Source organism: Sphingopyxis sp. GW821-FHT10B01, from assembly GCF_059415685.1.
The window spans coordinates 733,884-757,591 of sequence record NZ_JBWKNS010000003.1 but is presented as its reverse complement, the minus strand read 5'-3'; the positions used below and the strand labels follow the sequence as shown (position 1 = coordinate 757,591).

General features: G+C 62.8%; 22 protein-coding genes and 2 pseudogenes. 12 read left to right on the top strand and 12 right to left on the bottom strand.

Going from position 1 to position 23,708, the window contains the following annotated elements; all coding sequences use genetic code 11:
- Positions 1-89: 89 nt before the first annotated feature.
- Positions 90-488, bottom strand: a complete 399-nt coding sequence (locus AC07NV_RS12430) for a thermonuclease family protein (protein WP_495166657.1) — start codon at positions 486-488, stop codon at positions 90-92.
- A gap of 443 nt (positions 489-931) precedes the next feature.
- On the opposite strand from AC07NV_RS12430, the gene AC07NV_RS12425 reads away from it, so the two are divergent.
- Both AC07NV_RS12425 and AC07NV_RS12420 read left to right on the top strand, forming a co-directional pair.
- On the top strand, positions 932-1,252 hold the full coding sequence (locus tag AC07NV_RS12425; protein WP_495166656.1) for a DUF736 domain-containing protein: 321 nt from the start codon (positions 932-934) through the stop codon (positions 1,250-1,252).
- Positions 1,253-1,336: 84 nt separating this feature from the next.
- Positions 1,337-2,236, top strand: coding sequence for a HEPN domain-containing protein (locus AC07NV_RS12420; protein ID WP_495166655.1), 900 nt, complete (start codon positions 1,337-1,339; stop codon positions 2,234-2,236).
- Positions 2,237-2,425: 189 nt separating this feature from the next.
- Here AC07NV_RS12420 and AC07NV_RS12415 read toward each other — a convergent pair whose 3' ends face one another.
- The 3 genes and pseudogenes from AC07NV_RS12415 to AC07NV_RS12405 form a co-directional block, all read right to left on the bottom strand.
- Positions 2,426-2,986, bottom strand: coding sequence for a hypothetical protein (locus AC07NV_RS12415; RefSeq protein WP_495166654.1), 561 nt, complete (start codon positions 2,984-2,986; stop codon positions 2,426-2,428).
- Positions 2,987-3,327: 341 nt separating this feature from the next.
- Positions 3,328-3,748: pseudogene (locus AC07NV_RS12410) on the bottom strand (GFA family protein).
- 80 nt (positions 3,749-3,828) lie between these two features.
- Positions 3,829-4,023 carry a hypothetical protein gene (locus AC07NV_RS12405; RefSeq protein ID WP_495166653.1) on the bottom strand — a complete coding sequence of 65 codons (195 nt, stop codon included), beginning with the start codon at positions 4,021-4,023 and terminating at the stop codon, positions 3,829-3,831.
- 198 nt (positions 4,024-4,221) lie between these two features.
- On the opposite strand from AC07NV_RS12405, the gene AC07NV_RS12400 reads away from it, so the two are divergent.
- Genes AC07NV_RS12400 through AC07NV_RS12390 form a run of 3 tightly spaced genes read left to right on the top strand, consistent with a single transcriptional unit; the run spans position 4,222 to position 5,598 of the window.
- A complete protein-coding gene (locus AC07NV_RS12400) occupies positions 4,222-4,461 on the top strand; it encodes a helix-turn-helix domain-containing protein (protein WP_495166652.1) in 240 nt (79 codons plus the stop codon).
- The gene (locus AC07NV_RS12395; protein ID WP_495166651.1) at positions 4,454-5,014 is read left to right on the top strand and encodes a S26 family signal peptidase; all 561 of its coding nucleotides are present in this window, start codon (positions 4,454-4,456) and stop codon (positions 5,012-5,014) included. The genes AC07NV_RS12400 and AC07NV_RS12395 overlap by 8 nt, the downstream gene beginning before the upstream one ends.
- Positions 5,002-5,598 (top strand): lytic transglycosylase domain-containing protein, encoded by a 597-nt coding sequence (locus AC07NV_RS12390; protein ID WP_495166650.1) that lies wholly within the window; start codon positions 5,002-5,004, stop codon positions 5,596-5,598. The genes AC07NV_RS12395 and AC07NV_RS12390 overlap by 13 nt, the downstream gene beginning before the upstream one ends.
- Before the next feature lie 93 nt (positions 5,599-5,691).
- Here the strand turns inward: AC07NV_RS12390 and AC07NV_RS12385 are convergent, their stop codons facing one another.
- Positions 5,692-6,333, bottom strand: a complete 642-nt coding sequence (locus tag AC07NV_RS12385) for a hypothetical protein (RefSeq protein WP_495166649.1) — start codon at positions 6,331-6,333, stop codon at positions 5,692-5,694.
- 53 nt (positions 6,334-6,386) lie between these two features.
- Between AC07NV_RS12385 and rlxS the strand changes: the two genes are divergently transcribed.
- Complete coding sequence (gene rlxS / locus AC07NV_RS12380) at positions 6,387-8,369, top strand: relaxase/mobilization nuclease RlxS (protein WP_495166648.1); 1,983 nt, start codon at positions 6,387-6,389, stop codon at positions 8,367-8,369.
- Between the two features lie 157 nt (positions 8,370-8,526).
- Here the strand turns inward: rlxS and AC07NV_RS12375 are convergent, their stop codons facing one another.
- Positions 8,527-9,147 (bottom strand): TetR/AcrR family transcriptional regulator, encoded by a 621-nt coding sequence (locus AC07NV_RS12375; RefSeq protein WP_495166647.1) that lies wholly within the window; start codon positions 9,145-9,147, stop codon positions 8,527-8,529.
- A gap of 138 nt (positions 9,148-9,285) precedes the next feature.
- Between AC07NV_RS12375 and AC07NV_RS12370 the strand changes: the two genes are divergently transcribed.
- From AC07NV_RS12370 to AC07NV_RS12355, 4 genes are read left to right on the top strand one after another with little or no spacing between them, the layout of a single operon-like run.
- Positions 9,286-11,598: a TonB-dependent receptor gene (locus AC07NV_RS12370; protein WP_495166646.1), complete on the top strand. Its 2,313-nt coding sequence runs from the start codon at positions 9,286-9,288 to the stop codon at positions 11,596-11,598.
- Entirely contained in the window at positions 11,598-11,945 is a 348-nt protein-coding gene (locus AC07NV_RS12365; RefSeq protein WP_495166645.1) for a c-type cytochrome, read from the top strand. The genes AC07NV_RS12370 and AC07NV_RS12365 overlap by 1 nt, the downstream gene beginning before the upstream one ends.
- A complete protein-coding gene (locus tag AC07NV_RS12360; protein WP_495166644.1) occupies positions 11,945-13,360 on the top strand; it encodes a D-arabinono-1,4-lactone oxidase in 1,416 nt (471 codons plus the stop codon). The genes AC07NV_RS12365 and AC07NV_RS12360 overlap by 1 nt, the downstream gene beginning before the upstream one ends.
- Positions 13,353-14,630 carry an alanine racemase gene (locus AC07NV_RS12355; protein WP_495166643.1) on the top strand — a complete coding sequence of 426 codons (1,278 nt, stop codon included), beginning with the start codon at positions 13,353-13,355 and terminating at the stop codon, positions 14,628-14,630. The genes AC07NV_RS12360 and AC07NV_RS12355 overlap by 8 nt, the downstream gene beginning before the upstream one ends.
- A 36-nt stretch (positions 14,631-14,666) precedes the next feature.
- Here the strand turns inward: AC07NV_RS12355 and AC07NV_RS12350 are convergent, their stop codons facing one another.
- From AC07NV_RS12350 to AC07NV_RS12340, 3 genes are all read right to left on the bottom strand, one after another.
- Positions 14,667-15,503 carry an alpha/beta fold hydrolase gene (locus AC07NV_RS12350; RefSeq protein WP_495166642.1) on the bottom strand — a complete coding sequence of 279 codons (837 nt, stop codon included), beginning with the start codon at positions 15,501-15,503 and terminating at the stop codon, positions 14,667-14,669.
- A gap of 35 nt (positions 15,504-15,538) precedes the next feature.
- The gene (locus tag AC07NV_RS12345) at positions 15,539-16,447 is read right to left on the bottom strand and encodes a hypothetical protein (RefSeq protein WP_495166641.1); all 909 of its coding nucleotides are present in this window, start codon (positions 16,445-16,447) and stop codon (positions 15,539-15,541) included.
- Between the two features lie 111 nt (positions 16,448-16,558).
- Positions 16,559-17,803 (bottom strand): NADH:flavin oxidoreductase/NADH oxidase family protein, encoded by a 1,245-nt coding sequence (locus tag AC07NV_RS12340; RefSeq protein ID WP_495166640.1) that lies wholly within the window; start codon positions 17,801-17,803, stop codon positions 16,559-16,561.
- An 89-nt stretch (positions 17,804-17,892) separates the two neighbouring features.
- On the opposite strand from AC07NV_RS12340, the gene AC07NV_RS12335 reads away from it, so the two are divergent.
- Positions 17,893-18,351 carry a MerR family transcriptional regulator gene (locus AC07NV_RS12335; RefSeq protein ID WP_495166639.1) on the top strand — a complete coding sequence of 153 codons (459 nt, stop codon included), beginning with the start codon at positions 17,893-17,895 and terminating at the stop codon, positions 18,349-18,351.
- Between the two features lie 4 nt (positions 18,352-18,355).
- Here AC07NV_RS12335 and AC07NV_RS12330 read toward each other — a convergent pair whose 3' ends face one another.
- Both AC07NV_RS12330 and AC07NV_RS12325 read right to left on the bottom strand, forming a co-directional pair.
- On the bottom strand, positions 18,356-19,039 hold the full coding sequence (locus tag AC07NV_RS12330; RefSeq protein WP_495166638.1) for a type 1 glutamine amidotransferase domain-containing protein: 684 nt from the start codon (positions 19,037-19,039) through the stop codon (positions 18,356-18,358).
- A 195-nt stretch (positions 19,040-19,234) separates the two neighbouring features.
- A pseudogene (locus AC07NV_RS12325) lies at positions 19,235-19,522 on the bottom strand (tyrosine-type recombinase/integrase); the annotation flags it as partial.
- Between the two features lie 199 nt (positions 19,523-19,721).
- Between AC07NV_RS12325 and AC07NV_RS12320 the strand changes: the two are divergent.
- Positions 19,722-23,237: a hypothetical protein gene (locus tag AC07NV_RS12320; protein ID WP_495166637.1), complete on the top strand. Its 3,516-nt coding sequence runs from the start codon at positions 19,722-19,724 to the stop codon at positions 23,235-23,237.
- Between the two features lie 64 nt (positions 23,238-23,301).
- Here AC07NV_RS12320 and AC07NV_RS12315 read toward each other — a convergent pair whose 3' ends face one another.
- On the bottom strand, positions 23,302-23,658 hold the full coding sequence (locus AC07NV_RS12315) for a hypothetical protein (RefSeq protein WP_495166636.1): 357 nt from the start codon (positions 23,656-23,658) through the stop codon (positions 23,302-23,304).
- Between the last annotated feature and the right edge of the window lie 50 nt (positions 23,659-23,708).

The following is a 23,708-nucleotide window of genomic DNA, read 5'->3' as shown; positions in this document are numbered from 1 at the left end:
GCGACGGAGATGGAAGCGACCCGCTTCGGCGCGGGCCGTGAGAAAACTCCCCTCGCTCCCGGAATGCCGCTGAACTCGTCGCTGTTTCGCTATCGCTTGCCTGTCGGGCACCAGCGCGGGCGTCGGGCGCCGCGCGGCCACCAGCGCGCCGCACCGCTCTCGACGAGCGTCGTCGCTACGTCGCGCCCAGCGATCGACAGTTTCGCGACGGTCCGGTTGTAGCTGCGTCCAACGCGGACAATGGTGACGCTGCGCCCTTCGAGCAGTGTCTTCGCCCGCGCCCGGGCATTCTTGCCCAGCGCGATTTCGGCCTTGCATTTCGCATTGTCGGGCCGGGTTTCGGGCGCGTCGATCCCCGCGATGCGAATGCGCTCGCCGCTTGTCAGCCGGACCGTATCGCCGTCGATCACATAGGCGACGATCGCCTCGCCGGGCGGCGCGGCCGCGATGGCGAAGGGCGCGATGACGACCGCCGCGAGACGCGACATCGCTTTCCTGCCGATCCGCGCGCGCACCCGTTTCGTTCGTTCCAAACCATGATCCATCCCTGTCGCCTAGCGGTCTGACGGCCTTGCGCCAATGGCAACGATGACCGGTGGCGATCGGACAGAGCGGGCAGGGGCCATCGCTGTTGCCGATCGCGGGCAACATGACGGGCAGGGCTCGTGATCCCGGCGCTTCGCACCGAACCGTTTCGGCTCGTGGGCGCATGACCTGAACCGGCATCCGGCCCCGCGAAACCATCGCAACGGACCTATTTCCCCGCCCGTGTGCCACGGGCTCCTCGCGGCCGCTTCGCTGCAAATAGCGCCGCCGCTCCGGTCCTCCGCTGATCGCTTCGGCCCTTCGGGTTCGCAGGTCCGGCTTCTGCCGGTCCTTCGGTCGCGCCTGTCGCCCGAACGGTTCGGGCGCGAAATCAAGGAGACGCGCAATGCCTGCAATCGGTTATGTCACCCGCAACGGTGAAGGCTTCAAGGGCCAGATCCGCACCCTTTCGATCCGCACCGAGGTTGAAATCGTACCCAACAGCCGCAAGTCCAACGATGTCCAGCCCGACTATCGCGTGGTCTCCGGCGGCGCCGAGATCGGCGCGGGCTGGGTTCGCCGCAGCGAGATGTCCGGCAACGACTATGTGTCGCTGAGCCTCGCGGCCCCCGAATTCGGTCCGCGCCGCATCTACGCCAATCTCGGCCGCGCCGCCGGACAGGACGATGACGACGCCTTCGCCATCATCTGGAACCCGGCCGACTGAGGGGCGCCCCGCGTCCGCTCCGGCGGGCGCGGGGCTCACCCTTTTCATTGTCAGGCCGCGATAAATTGCTAGGATTCAAGGCAGATGAAAACCTACCTCGACCACCTTCCCGGCCGCAAGCAGCAAGACCTCGCCCGCATCGTCGAAATCCTCTTCGCCGAGTTCGAGGACGCGACCAGCCTCGCCACGCAGAAATGGAAGAAGCAGGGGCGCATCCTCAAGGTCATCCTGTACGGATCGCACGCGCGGGGCGACTGGGTGGCCGATCCGGTCGGCGGCTATTATTCGGATTACGATATCCTCGTCGTCGTCAATGACGAGCGGCTGACCGATCCTGTCGATTATTGGTACAAGGCCGAGGACCGCTTTCTGCGTGACTATGGCGTCACCAAAAAGCTGTCGGCGCCGGTCGGGCTGATCGTCCACAGCCTGACCGACGTGAACCAGCAGCTATCGCGTGGGCGGCCGTTCTTCATCGATATCGTGCGCGACGGGATCGTGCTTTATGCGCTCGGCACGCAGGCGTTCGATACGCCGAAGCCGCTGTCGCCCGAGGAGGCGAGAGAAGAGGCACAGCTATACTTCGACAAATGGTTCACGAGCGCGAGCGACGCATTGGAGCTTGCCAAAGGTGCGATCTCGGCGGGGAAGAGCAATTGGGCCGCCTTCCTGCTCCATCAAGCAACCGAGCATTTCTACCATACGGTGCTACATGTGCTGACGCTCTACAGCCCGAAATCGCACAAGATCAATTTCCTCCGCGACAAGTCCGAGGACATCGCGCGCGATCTGATCCCCGTCTGGCCGCGCGACAGCAAGTTCGTTCGCCGTTGCTTCGAATTGCTGCAACAGGCCTATGTCAACGCCCGCTACTCGCCGCACTACAAGATCACCGGCCCCGAACTCGAATGGCTCGTCGAGCGCATCGAACTGCTCCAGGCCGAAGTGAAGGCGATTGCCGAAAGGCGGTTAGCGGGCGACTGATCTTCTGTCGCCCCCTTCGCTTGATGTCCGCTTATGAGCGGACTGTCCGGTATCGAGGCGTCAACGACCGCTTCGCGCCAATTCCGGTCATTCAGCTCAACAGCCGTAGGACCTGAGAGCCCCGATCCGCTGCAGCAGTTCACGACTGACCGAAGGCAACGGTGCATTCCGCTCGCGGCATCTCACCGCTCAATAATCGTCGAAACTCTGGATACTGCTCAAACCCGAGACCTCATTTGAATGAGTTCCCATCGTATATCGCTCGTCATCCCAGACGGCGTACAGTGTATTCTTACCACGGTTTTCAGACGTGTTTAAAATGAAGTTGTAGCAGTCGAGAAACAACTGCTCGTAATATTTAGCCATTCGGTTTTCCATTGGGGTAAAAGTGGCAAATAGCTGCACATCACCCGGCCATTTATTCTTAATATGGCTGGTGATGCGCCCCTCCGGAGGTCCCTTCCCCACATAGGCGCAAAGCATCGTATGAGTGTTGTGATCGGTACAGGCATCATGCTCGCGCCATAAGTGATACAGACCAGCCTGCCCCCTCAGAGTTTTGAGAAATAACTTATGATCTAAATCCCCGATAATATGGGTTTCATCGACTGGAATAACCATACAAAATTCACTTCTATTTACCAATACATCAGCTTCGATCGGTTTCTCTAGCTCCTTGCGAGCAATTTTGTCGAAGTCATCATAACGAGGATCCTGACACGGGAAATCGTTATCCTCACAGCTCGTCATTTTCTACACACCCCTGATCTATCCAATGCATTCTCGAGCAAAAGCACTTTCCAGTTCAGCAGAGGAATGACTACTGCGACTGGCCGACTCCAATTTTCCATTGTCGTCACCTAGCATGCCTCGCCACCGCACGTCGGGCAATCGCGGGCGGATGCCTGACAGGTCACCAGTCAGGATGGCCGCTTTGGGGCCAAAGCCGCCATCGTCGGCGTTGCGAGCGAATGTCCGCAACGGGTCCCTTCCAGCCATTGCAGTTACATTGAAGCTGAGCAGCCGGAATGGGCTAGAAAATCAGCCAACGTGAAATGCTAGCGGATCCGAAATTTATGCTCTGCTGGGATTCAGCCGCTTGGCGGGACGAAGCCTTCCTGAAATTCCGGAATTCCGACTGGCGCTTCAAGGCTCGCATTGGAGTGGCTCACCCAAATGTGGATTGTCGGCCGTCCCGACAACTCCGAGTCCACCGATCCGATCCGCAATATGACTTCATCCTGATCCGACCACTCTGCCATCAAATGCGTTCCACACCGCGGACAAAACCAGCGCGTCTTGCCCGGTGAGCTTTCGAATCCGGGCAACATGCTCCGCGCCTGATGTCCAGATGAAGCTTTCCCGCGCAACTCTTGCCGTTGGTGCATTTCCACTAGCGTGCGCCTTCTGGCAGGTCCGACAATGACACAGACCTATCGGGGTAAGTAAATCGCCACATTCATATGCGACCAATCCGCAGAGACAGCTTCCGCTTATCAACTCGACCTCCACTCAGCGATATAATGGCCAGCCAAAACGCTAGCACTGTTCAAAGTGGGTGCAATATTGGAAGCAACGCGGCATGAGCTTCATCAGGCAAATAACTCGGGTTGGACAGGCGCTGTGAGTGCTGCGCGTGCTTCCAGTGCAGCGCCGACCGCTTGGCGATAATGAACCGTGCCGTATTTTTCGGCCTCGTCGAAAGCGACCGGCGCCCATTCCTCGCCCGGATAACAGGCGTCGTAGATCGCGCGCGCGGCGGCGCGCAGCCGCACATCGTGCTGCAATTTCCGTCTCCATCGATGTCGAATCGTCGCGCGCGGCGACATGGGTAATAGATAGAACATAAGAAGAACAATTTCGCAAGTCGGTACAGGGTCGATTTCGCTGCACGGCGTTTCCGACCCTCCCGAGGCGGCGCGCTGCCGGCCATCGATCACGCACCATTCGGCGCAGAAACGCGCCGCGTAACGAGGTGAATATCGATGACCGAACCCCCTGATGATGCAGCCTATGCGCGCGCTGCGCGCGCCCGTGGCGGCTCGCCATTTTTGAGCCCGGATCAAGCCGCCTTCTATCTCGGCATATCGCCCCGCACGTTGCAGGAGTATCGCACCGCGCGAACCGGCCCGCGCTTTCGGCGGCATAGCCGTCACATCCGCTATCATATCGACGATCTCGATGCCTGGTCGCGGAGCCTGGGCGAGGCGGGCGACGATGCGTAACGCTGCCATCCAGCGGATCGGCGATGCGCTCCGCGCCGCCCGTCTGCACCGCCGTCGCCGGGTCCGGCGCATCGCCGCCTGCGCTGCGTTGATCGCCTCGCTCGGTGCGACCGTCATTGCGGCGCCGCGTCCGCGCCTGCTCTGGAACGTCAGCGCCAGCGCGCCGGTCGGCCTGTGGTACGTGACCCCCGACGCACCGCTTCGGCGCGGCGATATGGTGATCGCCCGCCTCGCCGAACCCTGGCGCGGGTTGGCTGCGCGGCGCCAATATCTCCCGGCCAATGTCCCGCTCTTGAAGCGTATCGCCGCCGAGCCGGGCGACCAAATTTGCGCCATCGGCGCCCTCATTTTCGTGAACGGACGTCGTGTCGCGATACGCCGTGCGGTCGATGCAAAGGATCGGCCGATGCCCCGATGGCACGGCTGCACCGTGTTGCGGGATGGTGCACAGCTGCTCCTGATGGATGATGCGGCGTCGTTCGATGGACGTTATTTCGGATCGGCCGCGCGTGGCGACATCATCGGAAAGGCCACACCGCTATGGCTTCGCTGAAGATCGCCATCGCCGTGTCTGCGCTCTTTGCGGCGACGCCGGCCCGTGCCGATCCGGTCGCACAGTGGCAGCCCTACATCGCCGAAGCATCAGCGCGTTTTGGGATACCGGTCGCGTGGATCGAGCGGGTCATGCGCGCCGAAAGCGGGGGGCGGACGCTGTATCGCGGCCGACCGATGACCAGCCGGACAGGGGCGATGGGGCTCATGCAGCTCATGCCCCGTACCTGGGCAGAGATGCGTGCCCGTCTCGGACTCGGCACCAATCCGCACGATCCGCGCGACAATATCCTCGCCGGCACGCTCTATCTGCGGTTGATGCATGACCGGTTCGGTTACCCCGGCCTGTTTGCCGCCTACAATGCCGGCCCGGCCCGCTATGCCGATCATCTCGCGACGGGACGGCGGCTTCCGGGTGAGACCCGTGCCTATCTGGCCACGGTCGCCGGAGGCGTTTCACCATCGAACAAGTCGGTAGCTGCAGAGGAAACATCCTCTCGGACGCTGTTCTTTTCTCTCTCATCTTCACCGCCAAAACCGCGCGCCGACGACATGTTCGTGCCAATCCGGACACCGGACGAATAGCTCTGCGAGGTTCGCTATCGCTGGCGTTGGAGAGGGCGTCGGGAAGTAAATCCGCTCAATCATTCCAAGGATACCGGGACGGAACGGGCCGCCTCAAGGACGACGGGGCCCCACCATTTTGCTTCGCAAAATCGTTGCCCCCATCGCCGCTGACGCGGCCGCTTCGCGGTCCTTGACCCGGCCCGCTCCGTCCCGGGCGACAGCCACATCTTTCGCAAGATGATGGAGGCTGGAATGTCGATTGAACAGCATATCGAAGAACTGCGCGCCGAGCTTAACGCGTGCTGGGACCGGCGTGAATCGAAACAGATCGCGGCGGAATTGCAGGCTGCTCTCAAGGAACGCGAGCAGCAGAAAACGGCGTTTGAAACGAACATCGGATGACGAAAATCGCGCTCGGAACCGCGTCGATAAGGATGCGGTTTCGGGCGCCTTTTTTGTTCGTGGCGCGAAGGGGCGCGCCGGTATCGCCTGTGTTTCGCTGCGCGCGTGCAGGTTGCTGGCGGGTCCGGCATGGAGGAGGAAACAGCAGGAATTAGCTGTTTTGGGAGGGGGGGAAGCGGAAGGCAAGATGAAGCAATGGTGCCGGCTCTCCGAACCGGCGCCATAAGCGATTGTCTGCACATCATTTTTTTGAAGGTTCGAAAGGGATTTCTGACACCACGGCAAAACATATGGTGCCAGGCAGGGCTCAAACCGGCGCAGGTCCTCGGGAAATTTGGCACCGGTTTTCAATGCGTTTCGTCGCGCGCATGTTGCCGCATATTCCCCATTTCGAATGATCTGACATGAGCGACCAGGATGATTTCGAGCCCCTATTGGGGCGGATGCGAGCCCGCGGCAGCGGCAAGGAAAAGAAGTATCTTCACCGCATTCTCGCGGCGGCCAATCTGGCTCGAGCAGGCAGCCCCGGTCCGGGCCGCAGCAAGCGCTTCGACGGCAGCCGGATCGGTCGTGGTTCCGGGGTCGGCCGCGTGCTCGCCAGCCGCGATATCTATGCCGCGTTCCGCCAACGGCGGGTGATCGTCAAATCCCGTATCGTCAAACTCGCCGGCAAGGGCAGGGCGGCAGCGCATGCGCATCTGCGCTACATCGAGCGCGACGGTACGACCCGCGACGGCGGGCGCGGCCAGCTCTATGGCGCTGGGGGCGATCGGGTCGACGGGAAGGAGTTTCTGGAGCGTGCCGATGGCGACCGTCACCAGTTCCGCTTTATCGTCTCGGCAGAGGATAGCGCCGAATATGAAGACCTCAAGCCGCTGACGCGGCGGTTGATGGAACGAATGGAAGAGGATCTCGGCACTAGGCTCGATTGGGTCGCGGTCGACCATTTCAACACGGGCCATCCGCACACGCATATCGTGGTGCGTGGCAGGGATGATCGGGGCAAGGATCTGATCATCGCTCGGGAATATATTACCGGGGGCATGCGCGAGCGTGCGGCAGAGCTGGTCGACCTCGATCTCGGTCCCCGCTCCACCGATGCGATCCAGGCGAGGCTTCGCAGCGAAATCGAGCAGGAGCGGTTTACCAGCATCGATCGGTCGCTGCTGCGCGAAGCCGATGCGGATGTTCTCGTCAGCTCCGGGGCTCGCGGTGCTTTCAATCAAACAATCCGCATGGGACGTCTCCGCAAGCTCGAGCGGATGGGGTTGGTCGAGCAGGTCGGCGCGACCCATTGGGGGCTCTCGCCCGACCTTGCAGAAACCTTGCATCACATGGGCGAGCGCGGCGACATCATCCGCACGATGCAGCGGGCCTTTACGGAGCGAGGGCAGGCGCCCGCGCTCGCCGATCAGTCAATCTATGACCCAACGGCTGAGGGCGCGCGTTCGCTCATCGGACGTATCCTCGAGCGTGGGTTGTCCGACGAGATCAACGATCGCCACTATCTGATGATCGAGGCAACCGATGGACGCACGCATTATGTCGAGATTGGAAAGGGCAAACATGTCGACGCGCATTCAGCCGGCGCAATCGTCAGGGTGGAGCCCGCCGCATTCGGCGTACGGGATTCCGATCGCATCGTTGTCGAAATCGCTGCGGCCAATGACGGCCGTTACGATGTCGATCTGCACCTCCGTCACGATCCGACCGCGACCGAGGCATTTGCCGAAGCCCATGTTCGTCGTCTGGAGGCGATCCGACGGCTGGCCGGCGGAGTCGCTCGCGAGGCTGACGGGACGTGGATCATTGCGCCCGACCATCTGGCGCGCGCGGCCACCTATGAAGCGGTGCGGGCGAAGGATCGACCCGTTATGGTCGAAACGCTGTCGCCGCGGCCGTTGGAGCATCTCATGGGCGCCGACGCGGCGACATGGCTCGATCGCGAATTGATCTCCGGCGAACCGACGCCGTTGCGTGATGCCGGTTTCGGGCACGATGTGCGCGACGCCCAAGCGCGCCGGCGGCAATGGCTTGTAGCTCAAAAGCTTGCCCAGAAAACCGGCGGATTTTTTACCTACCAACCCGACATGATCGAGGCGTTGCGACGACGCGAATTGCTGCGGGTCGGCGCGCAGATGTCCAGGGAGCTTGGTATATCGTTCGCCGAAATCGAGCCCGGCGGGCAGGTGACGGGTATCTATCGACGGCACATAGATATGCTGAGCGGGCGCCATGCATTGGTCGAAAGGTCGCGGGAGTTCACGCTGGTGCCGTGGCGCCCGGCACTCGAGCGTCAGATCGGCAAGAATGTGTCGGGGATTGTTCGCGGTGATGGCATCAGCTGGACCTTCGGACGGGGAAGGGGTGGTCCGAGCGTTTCATAACAGACTTTCTCCTGTGTTTTACCACCGGGCCAGGCGGCTGGTCCCTCCTGCAGATTTTGGCCGGTTGGTGTCAGTCCGCTTTCAGACACAGATCGCAGAATGCGGACATTCGATTACACCGCAAACCTAGGGCGCAGAGCCAAGGTCTGAAGCCCTTTCAGTTCAGAAGCGCCAATGTAGCCAGTTTCTGCATCTCGGCCGTCTCGGCAAGAATCGCATCCCGGGCGAGCCCGCTTTCCGCATGCAGCAATTCGGTCGCGACGTAACCGAACTCGACCAGCATCCGCATACGGAGCCAGATTTGATCGCGCGGCCGACCGGGCAGGAACCTGGCGAAGGCATCGGTCAGTTTGTCCGTCACGAAGCGATGGGATTCGATGCGGACATGCTCGAGGCGCGGGCTCGAATGCAGCGCGCGCTCGATCCAGACTCCGCCAGGTTCCGCCTCGGTAATCTCTGCCGTCTCGCGAAGCAACTCACCGGTGTTTTCGGCATAGGCGTGAATCCCGCCGGCAGCGTGGCGATCGATCCAGCGGACGAGCGCTTCGTTCTGCCGGATCATCAGACGTTCCCCCAGCGCGACGACGACCTCGTACTTGTCGCGGAAATAATAATAGAGCGCGGGAGGCGTCACGCCCGCACGCTCGCAGATGAGATTGGTTGTAATCCGGTCGATCCCGACCTCGGCAAGCAGTTCGCCGGCCGTGTCGAGAAGGCGCTCGCGTGTCGGCTGCTTGCGAAGCCGTACCGCCGCTTTGCTGGGTTCAGGCTTCGACACTGCGCATCAGATCCTTCGCTCACCGGCCCCGTCGCCCTGCCTAGCATATTCAATGGCCCCAGTGGCAATGCCGCGGTTGCGCCAATATAGCAAATACTATAATATAGTAAAAGCTATAACGGGTGAGGGGATAATAATATGCTGAAATTCAGGGACGAACTACGAATCTCCGCGGCTGCTCTGTCGATGATCATCGCAGCGATACCGGCTGCCGCGGCGGCGCAGGATCAAGACACAGCGGTGCAATCCGGCGAAGGGATTGGCGACATCGTCGTCACCGCACAGCGCCGCGAACAGAATCTGCAGGACGTGCCGGTCGCCGTCACGGCCTTCTCGGGCGACACGATCGCCGACCTCGGCATCCAGTCGAGTTCGGACATCGCTGCCGTGGTCCCGAACGTCGAAATCGGCCTCCCCGGCGGCGAGGGCAACCAGCCGCTGATCTATATCCGCGGTGTCGGGCTGGCCGACACCAATTCGAACAATGCGGGGCCGAATGGCGTCTATGTCGACGAAGTCTATGTGAGTTCGCCGGGCGCGCAGACCTTCCAGCTTTTCGACCTCGAACGCGTCGAGGTGCTGAAGGGCCCGCAAGGCACGCTTTATGGCCGAAATGCCACCGGCGGCGCGATCAACTTCATCACCGCGAAGCCGAGCAAGGATTTCGAGGCGCAGGCCTCGCTCTCCTATGGCTCGTTCGACACGATCAGCGGCGAGGCGGCGATCGGCGGCCCGATTTCCGACGGCGTGCGGTTCCGCCTGTCGGGCACCGGCACCCATTCGAACGGTTATATCCACAACCTGCTGACCGGGCGCCGCGAGAACGGCCAGGGCAGCTTCGCGCTGCGCGGCCAGATCGCGTTCGATGTCGCCGACAATTTCGACGCGCTGCTCAGCATCCATGGCGGCAAGGTCGATGTTCGTTCGCCGCAATATCGCAGCCTCGGCATCCTCGACCCCGCGACAGGCTTCACGACGCCTTGCGCCGAGGATGCGATCCGCGCGAACCAGTGCGGCAACGTCTTCGGTTATGTGAGCCCTGAGGGGTTCTACGACGGCAATTACAACCGCAGCGACCGGCTCGTCGTGAAGAATTGGGGGACATCGGCGCGGCTCAACTGGACCCTCGACGGCGTCACCATCACCTCGATCTCGGCCTATGACTGGAATGACAAGCTGCACCGCGAGGATACCGACGCGAGCCCCGCGTCGATCCTCGATATCGACTATGGCGTCCGCTCGAAAACCTTCACGCAGGAGTTGCGGCTGTCGGGGTCGGGCGGCGGCATCAACTGGGTGTTCGGCGGCTATTATCTCCACGAGACATTGTCGCAGAACCAGACCGGCGACCTGTTCCGCGAGCTGCGCCCGCTAACCCCCGACGGCGGTGCCGATACCGGCGGCGCCACGACGGGTGGCGCGCCGGTTCTCTTCTCGCGCACGCTCAATCGCCAGACCACCGACGCCATGGCGATCTTTGGCCAGGCGGAAATCGAGCTGGCCCCGAGCCTGCGCGCCACGCTCGGCGGACGCTATAATTTCGAACGCAAGCACTTCACCGCGGCGGCGCAGCTCGAGGACGACGTCATCGACGGCTTCCCGATCCCCGGCGGCGTGCTGCCGCTCTATGCTTTCGACAATCGCAAGTCGTTCGAAAATATCTCGTTCAAGATCGGACTCGATTATGACATCAGCGACGATGTCATGGCCTATGCCAGCGTATCGACCGGCTTCAAGAGCGGCGGCTTCAACGGCGGCTTCCTGAGCTTCGACCCTGCCGAGGCGGCAGTGCAGGCGCAGCCGTTCGAGGAAGAAACGCTAACGGCTTACGAGATCGGCCTCAAATCGACTTTGTTCGACCGCCGGCTGCGCTTCAACGCCGCGGCCTTCTATTACGACTATAAGGACCTGCAGCTCTACACGCTGATCAACACCGGCGCGATCCCGCTCACCCTGCTCGACAATGCGGCGAACGCGACCATCTATGGTGCCGAGTTCGAAATGATCGCCAAGCCTGCCGACCGGTTCGACATCACGTTGAATCTCGGCCTGCTCGATACCGAAATCAAGGATTTCACGAGCAGCGGCACCGATTTTTCGGGCAACCGGCTCGCGCTGTCGCCGACGCTGACCTTCAGCGGGATCGCCAATTACGAGATTCCGCTGTCCGGCAAACTTGCGCTCGCGATCCAGCCGTCGGTGTCGTACCGCTCGCGTCAATATTTCTCGGCCGACAATAGTCCGCTGCTCGAACAAAAGGGCTATTGGCTCGTCGGCGGGCGCATCGCGCTCAAGGATGCGGACGATCGTTGGGAAGCGGCGGTGTTCGCGCGCAACCTGACGCGCAAGAAATATATCAACTATGCCGTCGACCTCAGCGATTTCGGTTTCATCGAACAGTTTCGCGGCGAACCGCGGATGTTCGGCGTCGAATTCCGGGTCAAATATTGATGCGCGCGCTGCTCGTCCTTCCCGCCCTGCTCCTGCTGGCGGGATGCCAGTCGGAGCCGCCGGCAAAACCGCTGACGCCCGAGCAGAGCGCGGCGCTGAAACCCGCCGACGCACGCATCGCGGGACTGTACGAACAGGCGTGCAAATCGTGCCACACGGTCCCCGATACCGGCGCACCGCTGGCGGGTGACCGGACGCAATGGGACAAGCACTGGGCAAAGGGCGAACCCCAACTCTTAAACAGCACGATCCGCGGGATGAACGGCATGCCGGCGGGGGGGCAATGTTTCTCCTGCTCGCCGAACGATTATAAGGCACTGATACGCTTCATGGCGGGGAGAGAGTGATGGGCAAGGTCACACGGCGCGCGCTGCTCGCAGGCGGCGGCATTGTCGGCGTTGGCGCGCTGGGCGTCGGCGGGATCGCGGGACGCAACTGGATGCGCGACCGTGAGCCGCCGCTGCCCGCATCGCAGGATGCCAAGGGGCGATTGCTGTGGAGTAACTGGTCGGGCAGCGCGACATCCTATCCCGCAAAGCGCGCCGCGCCGAAGAGCGAGGATGAGCTGCTGTCGATCCTGACAAAGGCGCCCGCGCCGGTGCGGCCCGTCGGATCGGGGCACAGCTTCACGGCGCTGGTGCCGACCGACGGCACGTTGCTGACGCTCGACGGCATGGCGGGGCTCGTCAGCCACGACACGGCGAAACAGCAGGCAACGGTGCGTGGCGGCACCCGCCTCGCCGACCTGGGGCCCGCACTCGCGGCGATCGGGCAGGAAATGGTGAACCTGCCCGACATCAACAAACAATCGATCGCGGGCGCGATCGCGACCGCCACGCACGGTACCGGGCGCGGCATCCAGGCGATGCATGGCGCGATCGTCGCGATGCGGATCGCGACCCCCACGGGCGAGATCATCGAATGCAGCGCGACGCAGAAACCCGAAGTCTTCAACGCGGCGCGCGTCGGCCTCGGCGCCTTCGGCGTCGTCACCGAAGTGACGTTGCAGAATCAGGCGCTGACCCGCGTCGCCAAACGCGTCGAGATTCGCCCGACCGAAGAGGTGTTCGAGGATTGGCCCTCGCTCCGCCAGCGGCACCGTAACGTCGAATTCTATGTCCTGCCCTTCACCGGCCATTCGGCGGTGATCACCCACGACGTCACCGACAAGCCGGTCAAGCCGCGCGGCCCCGACACCGACGTCGAAACGCTGATGGGCCTGAAGCAACTGCGCGACTGGTTCGAATATGCGCCGTCGCTCCGCCGCAAGTTCGCGGCCGAGGAACTGGCGAAGATCCCGCCCGAAGAAGTCGTCGACGAAGGCTGGAAGCTGCTGTCGAACGAGCGGCCGGTGCGCTTCAACGAAACCGAATATCATCTGCCGATCGAAGCGCAGATTCCCGCGCTTCGCGAAATATTGGCAGCGATCGAGGACCATCGCAGGGACGTCTTCTTCCCGATCGAGGTCCGCACGATCGCAGCCGACGATGCCTGGCTCTCCCCCTTTTACGGGCGCGAGAGCGGGTCGATCGCGGTCCACGCCTATTACCGAGAGGATCATGATTTCTTCTTCAGCATCGTCGAGCCGATCTTCCGTCGCCACGGCGGACGACCGCACTGGGGCAAGCTGCACAGCCTGAAGGCGCGCGATCTCGCCGCGCTCTATCCGCGCTGGAAGGAAGCGGGCGAGGTGAGGCGCGCGCTCGACCCCGAAGGCCGGATGCTCAACGATTATCTGAAAGGGATATTCCTCGATGGCTGAGGCGACGAAGAGACGGCGCTGGACGCGCCGCGCGGCGATCATCGGCGGCGGACTCGCGGTGGCCGGCGGCGTGGGCGTGCTCGCTTCGCGCAAGGGCGACCATGGCGGCGCGCACGACCGCTATTTCACCAGTCTGTCGGCGGCGCTACGCAAGGCGGGGATCGCGCATCCGGTGCTCGTCGTCGACCAGGCGCGGCTCGACCGCAACATCGCCGCCGCGCGCGCGACGCTGGGACCCTCCGGCCTGCCGCTCCGCGTCGTCGTCAAGTCGCTGCCCGCCGCAGGCCTGATCGACCATGTGGCACGCGGCATGGCGACGAACCGTTTCATGGTCTTCAACGGCGCGATGCTCGAAATGATGGCGGCGCGCCCCGACGCCGACCTGCTGCTCGGCAAGCCGCTTCCTGAAGGCGAGTTCGCTTCCTTCGTCGACAAGGTCGGCGTGGAAGCCGCGGGCCGCATCCAGTGGCTGATCGATACGCCCGCGCGGCTGAAACAATATGCCGACATCGCCGCCGCGCGGGGCGTCAAGCTGCGCGCCAATATGGAGATCGACGTGGGCCTCCATCGCGGCGGCTTCACGAACGGCAAATCGCTGGCCGAGGCGGTCGATCTCGCCCGCGCCTTCTCCCACGTCGCCGTCGGCGGGTTGATGGGCTATGACGCGCATGTCCCGAAGATGAGCGATCCCGACGAGGCCTTTGGGGCGTCGCAGAAACGCTATCGCACCGCGATCGGCGTGCTGCGCGAACAGCTCGGCGTCGATCCCGCCACATTGACACTCAACGGCGCGGGCAGCCCGACCTATGCGCGGCACGCGCAGGGGACCGCGGCGAACGAGGTGTCGGTCGGTTCGGCCTTCGTGAAGCCGGTCGATTTCGACCTGCCCTCGCTTGCGCGCCACGTGCCGGCGAGCTTCATCGCGACCCCGGTGATCAAGGCGGGACGCATGGAGCTTCCCGGCAATGAATGGCTGACCGGGCCACTAACCTTCATGGACGCCAATGCCGCGCGTGCTTTCTTCATTTATGGCGGCCACTGGCTCGCCAGCCCGGTGTCGCCGCCGGGCCTCCAGTATAGCGGTCTCTACGGTCGCTCGAGCAATCAGGAGATGCTCACGGGATCGACCAGCGTCGTGCTGAACCCCGACGATCACGTCTTCTTGCGCCCGAACCAGAGCGAAGCGGTCTTCCTGCAGTTCGGCGATATCGCGCTTTTCGACGGCGAGGCGATCACCGGCACCTGGCCCGTCTTTCCGGCATCGGCCTGAGCGGGCGCGCCGGACGCGGGTCCGGCGCCCCCAACGTCATTCGCGAATGAATTTCAAGATGTCGGCGTTCACGACATCGGCGTTGACCGTCAGCATCCCGTGCGAGAAGCCGGGGTAGATGATGAGCTGGCTGTTCTGGAGCAGCTTGTCCTGCATCAGGGCGCCGGTCTTGTTCGGCACGACCTGATCGTCATCGCCCGCGAGCACCAGCGTCGGCACGGTGATCGCTTTCAGATCCTCGGTCTGATCAGTTTCCGAGAAGGCCTTGATGCCTTCGTAATGCGCCTTGGCGCTGCCCATCATGCCCTGGCGCCACCAATTCTCGATCACACCCTGCGAAGGCTCGGCGCCTTCGCGATTATAGCCGTAAAACGGACCCGAGGGCACGTCGAGGAAGAATTGCGCACGGTTGGCGGCGAGCGCGTCGCGAAAGCCGTCGAAGACCTCGATCGGCGTGCCGTCGGGATTGCCGTCGGTCTTGACCATCAGCGGCGGCACCGCGCTGACGAGCACCGCCTTGGCGACGCGGCCCTGCGGCTGCCCGTGCTGCGCGACATAGCGCGCGACCTGCCCACCGCCGGTCGAGTGACCGATGTGGATCGCATTGCGAAGGTCGAGATGCTCGGCGACCGCCGAGGCGTCGGCGGCATAATGGTCCATGTCGTGACCGTCGCTGACCTGGGCCGAACGTCCATGCCCGCGCCGGTCGTGCGCGACGACGCGAAAGCCTTCTTTCAGGAAGAAGAGCATCTGGTTGTCCCAATCGTCGGCGCTCAATGGCCAGCCATGGTGAAAATGGATCGGCTGCGCGTCCTTCGGCCCCCAATCCTTGTAGAAAATTTCGGTGCCGTCGCTCGTCGTCACATAGGGCATGGTCGTTCTCCTCAGACAAATCTGGCGATATCGGTTCACACTGCGGGTAGCGGCTGCAGCGGTCGCGGCAGATAAAGCACCATCTGCGCTTCCTTAACGACGTCGAGCCGCAGGATGTTCCGCGCACCCAAGCCACCCAGCAGCTGGCTGATCGGACCACCGCTGCGTGACAGTTTCACGTCGCGCGGGAACAGCTTTTGCGCGAACTCGATCGGGTTGGTCACGAACTGCGTCTGGCGCCATTCGCCATCCACCAGTCCCAGCGAGGTGTTGGTCGAAAGACGCGACTGCGATGGAACGCGCTGGAGCACCGGGAGCGGCGCGGTCAGCGTCACATCGGAGGCGCCATCCGTCGCCGCAATGCTCGCCGTCACGCCGCTCGGCGAGATATCGAGCTCGATGCCGGTCAGCCATTTCGGCAATTGATAGCCGTAAACGCCCCGAACCCGCGCGATCTCGGTGTTCACCGGGAGCGCGAGCACATGGGCGAAGAAGCTCTGCCGGCGCATCGACTTCATGAGCTCGAGAATGTGCGGTCCCCACACGCCCGGGCGCCGCACCACGACGGCGACCGACACCTCGTTATACGGATCATTGTCGCACACGGCGTAGGAGAAGAAGATCAAAGCCACGAGTCCATAGCCGGGGAATGCGCGCAAGGGTTCGAGCGGCGCCGGCAGCATCGAACGCAGCTTCTTCACCGGTGCCAGCATCAGCGCCTGCACGTGACTGGTTCGATAATAGAAATTGGGGGCCCAGGTCGGGCCGACGCGCGAGGCCGCCATCACTTTGGGGATGCGCCGGAAGAAATCGACGTTCCTGACTGCCGGATCCTTTGCGACCTCGTCGAGATCGGGGTTCATCCGGAAACGGTCGTAATAGCCGCCCGCGGGCACCGCCACCTTGTACCCGGCGAAATCGACCTCCGTATGCCGCTCAGCCATGACCGGCCTCCCGCGAAGCACCGACGGCGCACGCCACGCCGATCAAGTTGCCGATGGTAGGCTTAAACCCCGGTTGAAGGTCAAGCGCTGGAAAGATGACATGCACCGGCGTCATCGCGCCGCGCCGTTCGCGCGCTCAGCCATCCAGCGGCGATAGGCCCGCGCATTGCGCTTGGCATCGAACTGCGATGTCAGGAGTGCCCACACCGGCGAGACGCGCGGATTGGTCCGGCGATTGCGGCCAAGGCGAACGAGTTGGTAACGCACCGCCGCCATATGTGCCGACGAGGCGACGGGCTTGTTCTTCCACTCGATCGGCTTCAACGTCGGCGCATCGTCGCGCCCCATCTTCCACGCCCGCGGCAAGCCGGGTTCGATCGCAAGCGCGGTCGCTATCCCTGCCATGGCGACGCCGCTGTCGATCACCGCCTCGGCAACCGCGCGGCGGCGGATGCCGCCTGTCACCATCAACGGCATCGTTGCGACCGCCGCGATCTCCTTGGCGAATTCGAGGAAATAGGCTTCGCGCGCGAGCGTACGGTCGTCGCGCGCTGAGCCCATCATCGCGGGAGCCTCGTAGCTCCCGCCCGACAGTTCGACGAGATCGACGCCAAGCGGCGCCAGCATCGCCACGACCGCGCGCGCGTCCTCCGGCGAAAAGCCGCCGCGCTGGAAGTCGGCCGAGTTGAGCTTGACCGCAACCGCGAAGCCCGGCGCGACCGCCGCGCGTATATCGCGCACGATGTCGAGGAGCAGGCGCGCCCGGTTCTCGAGGCTGCCGCCCCACCGATCCGCGCGCCGGTTCGACAGCGGCGAGAGGAACTGGCTGAGAAGATAGCCGTGCGCGGCATGGACCTCGACTCCGGTGAAGCCGGCCCGCTCGGCCAGCAGCGCGGTTGCGACGAAACGCCGTTGCACGTCGGCGATTTCCGCCCCGGTCATTTCGCGCGGCATCGGAAAACGGTTCGATTGGGCGCCGAGGTCGAGCGCGATCGCCGATGGTGCGAGGGTCTCTTGGCCCAATCCCGCCGGCATCTGGCGTCCTGGATGGTTGATCTGCATCCAGACCTGCGCGCCGCGCGACCGCGACACCTCGGCCCAGGTCCGGAAACGCGAGAGCTGGCGATCATCCTCGAGCACGACGCCCGCCGGTCCGGTCATCGCGCGCGCATCGACCATGACGTTGCCGGTGATGATCAGCCCCGCCTCGCCATCGGCCCAGGCACGATAGAGATTAATGAGTTCGTCCGATGGCGCGTGATCGCCATCGGCCATATTTTCTTCCATTGCCGCCTTGGCGATGCGGTTGGGAACAATGGCGCCATTGGGCAGCACGAGGGACGAAAAGAGCGACATGAAAACGTCTCCGGGAGTTGGGATTTGACACCTTCTAACCTTTAAGTTAAATTTAAGGTCAAGCTCTATTTTCGAAAGCGCGTGATCCCATGAAAATCGGCGAACTCGCAAAGCGCAGCGGCCTGACCCAGTCGCGCATTCGCTTCTACGAAAGCATCGACCTCCTGAAGATGGTCGACCGGCGGCCGAACGGCTATCGCATCTATCCGCCCGACGCGCTCGTCGTGCTTGAGCTTATCGACACGGCGCAAAAGGCCGGCTTCAGTCTCGACGAGATCCGCACGCTCGTCCCGGGCGATCTCGATCAATGGGACCATGGATCGCTCGTGCCGGCCCTTCGCCGGAAGGTCGGCGAGATCGAGGAGCTCGAGGCGCGGCTCGCGAACAGCAAGCTTCAGTTGATCGCGCTGATCAAGGATATCGAGGCGAAGCCGGATGACGTCGATTGCGCGGTCAACGCCCGCCGCGTTCTGACGCGCATGCTCGGCAGCGAGATCGGCGCCATGGCGGGCGACAAGACGCGTCGCGCCAAGGCTCCCGGGGGCTGAACGATCAGAGCAAGGTCGCGACCTTTTCGGCGGTGGCTTTCGCCGAGAAAGGATTCTGGCCCGTCACCAGCCGTCCGTCGGCGACCACATAGGGCGCGAAGGGAATAAGTGCCTTGCGATAGCGCGCCCCGCGCCGCTTCATCTCGGCTTCGGCGTTGTAAGGCATTTTCGAAGCGACGCCTGCCAGCACCTCTTCGTTCCAGGAGAAGCCCGTGACAGTCCGATCCGCGACGAGCAGCGATCCGTTCGACAGCCGCGTGTTGAGAAGACCGCAATAGCCGTGGCAAACGGCGGATACGATACCGCCCTGCTCCCAGATGGCCCGCGTCAGCATCTGCAATCCCTCGCTATCGGGAAAATCCCACATGACCGCATGCCCGCCGGTGAAATAGATCGCGTCGAAATCTCCAGGGTCAATCTCATCGGGCGGACGCGTCGATCGCAGCAGCGCCATACGCGCGTCGTCGGCAAGCCATGCCTTCGCCGATGCGTCGAGAAGCGGCCATTTGAGTGCGCGCGGCTCGAGTGGCGATATACCGCCTAACGGGCTCACGATCTGCTGCTCAAATCCTCTGGCGGCGAAGATGTCGTAAGCGTGGGTGAGTTCCGAGAGCCAAAGGCCCGTGGGGTGCGATGGATCGGCATAATGGGAGACGTTGCTGACGACATGAAGGATACGCTTGGTCATTCCGGGTGTTCCGACGATATCCCGCGCGAATATCGCTGCGGCTAACCAATGTTAACCCTCACCTCAACTTGAAGGTCAAGCAGTGGGTGCGGACTGGCCGGTTTGAGACGGTCAGCTTTTAGGTATCAAACAAAGAGAGCGGACGTTCCGCCACGAGCCAGAGCGCTCGCTCTCTAGGATATCGAGAATTGCTGGTTAGACTTCGACGCCTTCCGCCAGGGTAAGCGCATCTTCAACATCGACGCCGAGGTATCGCACCGTATTTTCAATCTTGGTGTGCCCGAGCAGAATCTACACGGCACGCAAGTTCCCGGTCGCCTTGTAAATGATTGACGCCTTTGTTCTGCGCAACGAATGCGTCCCGTAGTCTTCGCTTCGGAGTCCAACCGCGGTGACCCATTCGTCAACGAGACGCGCGTATTGCCGCGTGCTCATATGCGCTGAATGATCGACGCGGCTCGGGAACGCATAGTCCTCCATCGATCAGCTAGCAGTCCGCGAACTGTCTTGCTCTTTCTCACTCTGCTAGCGAGAAACGAAGCTTTGGCCGCTCAGTGGTGTATGGAGTAGTAAGGATCCATAACTCTTGTTGTTTTGGGGGATATTTGGAGTTGATGCCCAATCGCGACGTGCCAAGCCAGCTGACGCATTTGTCGCTACCGTGCGCGATTGAGGGTTGATCATGGCAGAACGGGGAGGTCCTGCGGCGCACGCCGGAATCCATTATCAGAACAGTGTGGCGGCCCTTTATCTGGGAGATCTGCTGCGCTGGGACATCGTCCATGTTGCGGAGAGGATCGTCGAGGTGCGGCAGGAAGCGCCCGCCGACATCGACGACATCGTCGTGCGATTCGCGGACGGGCATCGCGAATGGGTCCAAGTCAAACTCGACATCGAGCCGCGCGGCAAGGCTTGGGAGAGGCTTTGGGCGAATCTTGCCAACCAGCGCGACGACGATCAGTTCGGGGCCGAGGACCGGTTGGTGCTCGTCTTGGGGACCCCCTCGCCGTTAGCCAATATATTGGTTGAACTCGCCGAGCGCGCGCAGCATGGCACTTCGGACGAATGGCTCGGCAGGCTCACCGACGATCAGCGCGCGTTAGTGACCAAGCTCCCACCATTTCTGCGACATCCGCATCGGGTCTTCGCGCGACTGCGAGTCGACCGCATCGAAGCCGAGCGCATTGCGCGCGATTTCGCGCCCCATCGCCTGCCGTCCGTTTCGGCGACATCCGCTCAACTGCTCGCCTATCTGCGCGACTTTGCCGGCGGCGATGCCCGCGTGCGCGGTATCTTCACCGGCGTGCGCCTTCGCCAAATGCTCGAGCGCACCCATGGCCTCCGCGCGCGTCCACCCGGCGCTTGGGGGCTCGATGCCTATCTGGATACGGTGCGCGCTACAGCAAGGATTTCGGTGCCCGGAACCGCTGCTGGCGGAAACTGCGAGGCGCTGTTCCTCTGGCCGCAAATCTGTTCGAGCGATGCAGAGCGTTCCCAGATCGAGGATGAGTTTAGCCCGCGCAGCCGCAGTTTCGACAAGGATCAGATCGACCTGCGCCAGTTCCCGAGCGCCGAACGCAAAGCACTGATCATCCATGCCGGGCCAGGATTCGGGAAATCGACCTTGCTGCTCGCGCTGTCGGCGCGTCTTGTCGATACGGCAGTCGTACCCGTCACGATCCCGCTCGCTTCGCTGTCATCGTCTGGGCATGATGTGCTGGGCTACCTCGGCGCAGTGACAAACCCCGAGTTCAGCGTGCAGCTGGATTGGGGACAGCTCGCCGAGGACGGATCACTCGCCCTCTTGTTCGACGGGCTCGACGAGGTTGCACCGGACAAAAGAATCGGCCTCGTGCGGCAAGTGCAATTGTTCACCGCACGCTTCCCGAACATGGCCTGGATCATGACTGTGCGCGATCCTGCCGTCATTCCGGCGGGGTTCGATGCCCCCAGCTATGAAATTATGCCCCTCTCTGACGATGAGGTCGAAGCGTTCATCCTCGCTTGGAAGCCCACTCTCGGCCTCGCGGGAGCGAAGGCGCTGGTCGAGCGTATTGATGCCCATCAGGATCTCGCAAGCCTCATCCGCATTCCCCTCTTTCTGTCGCTTCTGGTCGCAACCTGGGACGGCGATGCCGACCTTCCGCGCGATCGCGCCGGACTGATTGAGGTCTATCTAAAGACGCTGTTCCGGCCCGAAGAGCATAAGGACACGATCCGCTCGGCCGACCCTGAACGGCTCCGTGCCGCAACACAGGCGCTGTCTTTCACGCTGCTCGAGCGCGGCGAGATCGGAGCCAGCGAGCGGGACGTTCGCAAGGTGATGGCGGAGCACGCCGGCGACTCGGTTTCGGCGGACCGTCTCTACGACGATGCGATCCGCTGTGGCTTGCTGCGCCGACAAGGCAGTGGACGGCTCGCCTTCCCCTTTCCGATCGTCCAGGAATATCTCGCTGCCCGCGAGCTGATCGAGCGTCATGGCGATGAGATTGGTGTTCGCGCTGCCCGCGCCGCCGAGCGGCCTTGGGCGCAGGTCATCCAGTTCGCGCTTGAACAGATGCCCGACGCGACCGACATCGTGCGGGCCCTGCTCGATCGACAGGATGATGCCTTCGCCAGCATGGCGCGGTTGCTCGGCCGCTGCATCAACAATGGTATGCGCTGCGATCCCGCTCTTGTCCTGATAATCGGACGGCGGCTCGTGGCCGCCTGGCCCCGCGCCAGCTTCTGGACGGGCCGACGCATTGGCCACTTGCTGCTCGACCGCTGGACCAAGCCTTTGCTCCCCGAGCTGCGCAAGGCGTTGCACAACCGATATCTTCTTCATGACGGAGCCGGTTCGATCCTCGTGCGGCTAGCCGATGACAATCTGACCTTGAGCGTAGTTCGTGGCTATCTGGCAGGGAAGATCCAGCCCCAACTTGGCGATATCCAGTCGTTGGTGATGCGGCTCTCCGCAGCTGTCTTCGAGGATTATCTGGTGGCTGCCGACAAGCATCGCCGCAACATTGATCAGCTTTGGGCAATCGGCGTGTTGATCGGGCGGCTTGATGCGCGGCGGATCGGGGCTGAGCGGATCGGCGCGGTCGCGAATGATTTCCAGATGCCAGACATCATCCGGCTCGCCGCTTGCGAACTGCTTGATGAGGGCTACCCCCCAGATTTCTGGAAGATAATCGAGCGCGGACTTCGGTCGCGGAACTTTTATCGGCGCTGGGCCGCCCGCGACGCGCTGGCTGCGGCGCCAGACCGCGAAGAGGCGGTCACACGCTATCTGTCCGATCCAAGCATGCCACGCGCGTCACGCGACGATATTGTCGATCATATCCAGACAATTTTCGGCAAAGGAGAGCGCTGCACGGCCTTCATCCACGGCGCACTCGCCAATGAACGGCTGAGCGTCGCGATACGGACCAGGCTAGCGCTCTGGGGCGCAATCATCGGGGATGCCGAACTGTTCGATGCGCTGGCCGCGCAGGTAGCGACGCTCGGCTGCCCAGATATTGTCGTGCTGGCCGAGACCCTATCGGAATATCCGTCGCGCCACCATGGCTTGCTGCTAGTCGATGCGCTCGGCCAAAGGCGCTTCAAGCCGGGCGAGAAGATCGACATAGCGCGCGCGCTCATGCTCGGCGCCCGGTACAAGTTAGATCGCCATGGGCTGGGAAGCGCTGGGCTCGAAAGTCGCCCGCCGCATGCCGCCATCGACGCTATCCTCGGCCTCATCGATCATTGGCGGATTTCAACGAAGTTCAACCGCTTAGAGGCGCTTCGCATGGAGACGGTCGCGACCGAAGCCGGGCTGGAGGGCGCCACGGCCGCGCTACGCGACCTGACACAGATGATCATCTCCGAGGAAAAGGTGGGGGGCTACGCCGAACCCTATAACAACCCGGTCCGCAGCGCGCTGAGCGCGTTGCAGGACCGCGGTGTCACGCTACCGCTCGACATGCTGCGCCGGCTCGTCGAAACTAGCGACTCCAACGCCCGGATTGGCGCCATCTATATGATCGGCGCGATCGGCACGCGGGCGGCGCTCGACTATCTGCTGGAGCTCAGCCGGAGCAACGACGACGACTGGTCGTCGATCTTTCAGAACGCCGAAAGGCTCGCGGGCCGGCTGAATCTGATGGTCGTAAGAACCGAGGCCGGGCTCGATCTGATTGAGCCGGAAGTGGTTGTAGCCACGGCTCCTTAACCCGCAACGAAACGTGGCGTGCTGCCTCGGTCAAAGCGACGGTCCAACAGGTGGCCCGGCCGCGTCATAGTAGAAAAGTGTCGTTGCCCGCGATCACGTCATAGTCACCGGGCATCGCAAAACAGCGGCCCGTCACCCGGTATCGCTGCATTTCACCGATCATATATTCGGTCGTTGGGATGAACAGGGCTGGTTTGGCTGGCCCAGATCGGCCGTGGGGATAGAAGAAGATCAGATCGCCGGCAATCCGGAACTCGCCGATTTCGTTATAGTCCCGGCCCGCCCCGATTGCCGGGTCGGCAGTTCCGTCGCCGACATGGCGGGGGACGGCGCCCTCGGCCCTATCTTCCGGTCTGCGCGCGGGCTCATCGACGCTTGATGGACCGAACGCCGCGCTAGGGAAGGAAATTTCGGCGAACACGAAGCGCGCGTGGCTTGTCGCCTCGCTCCTCCCGGTCGCCATACGGATAC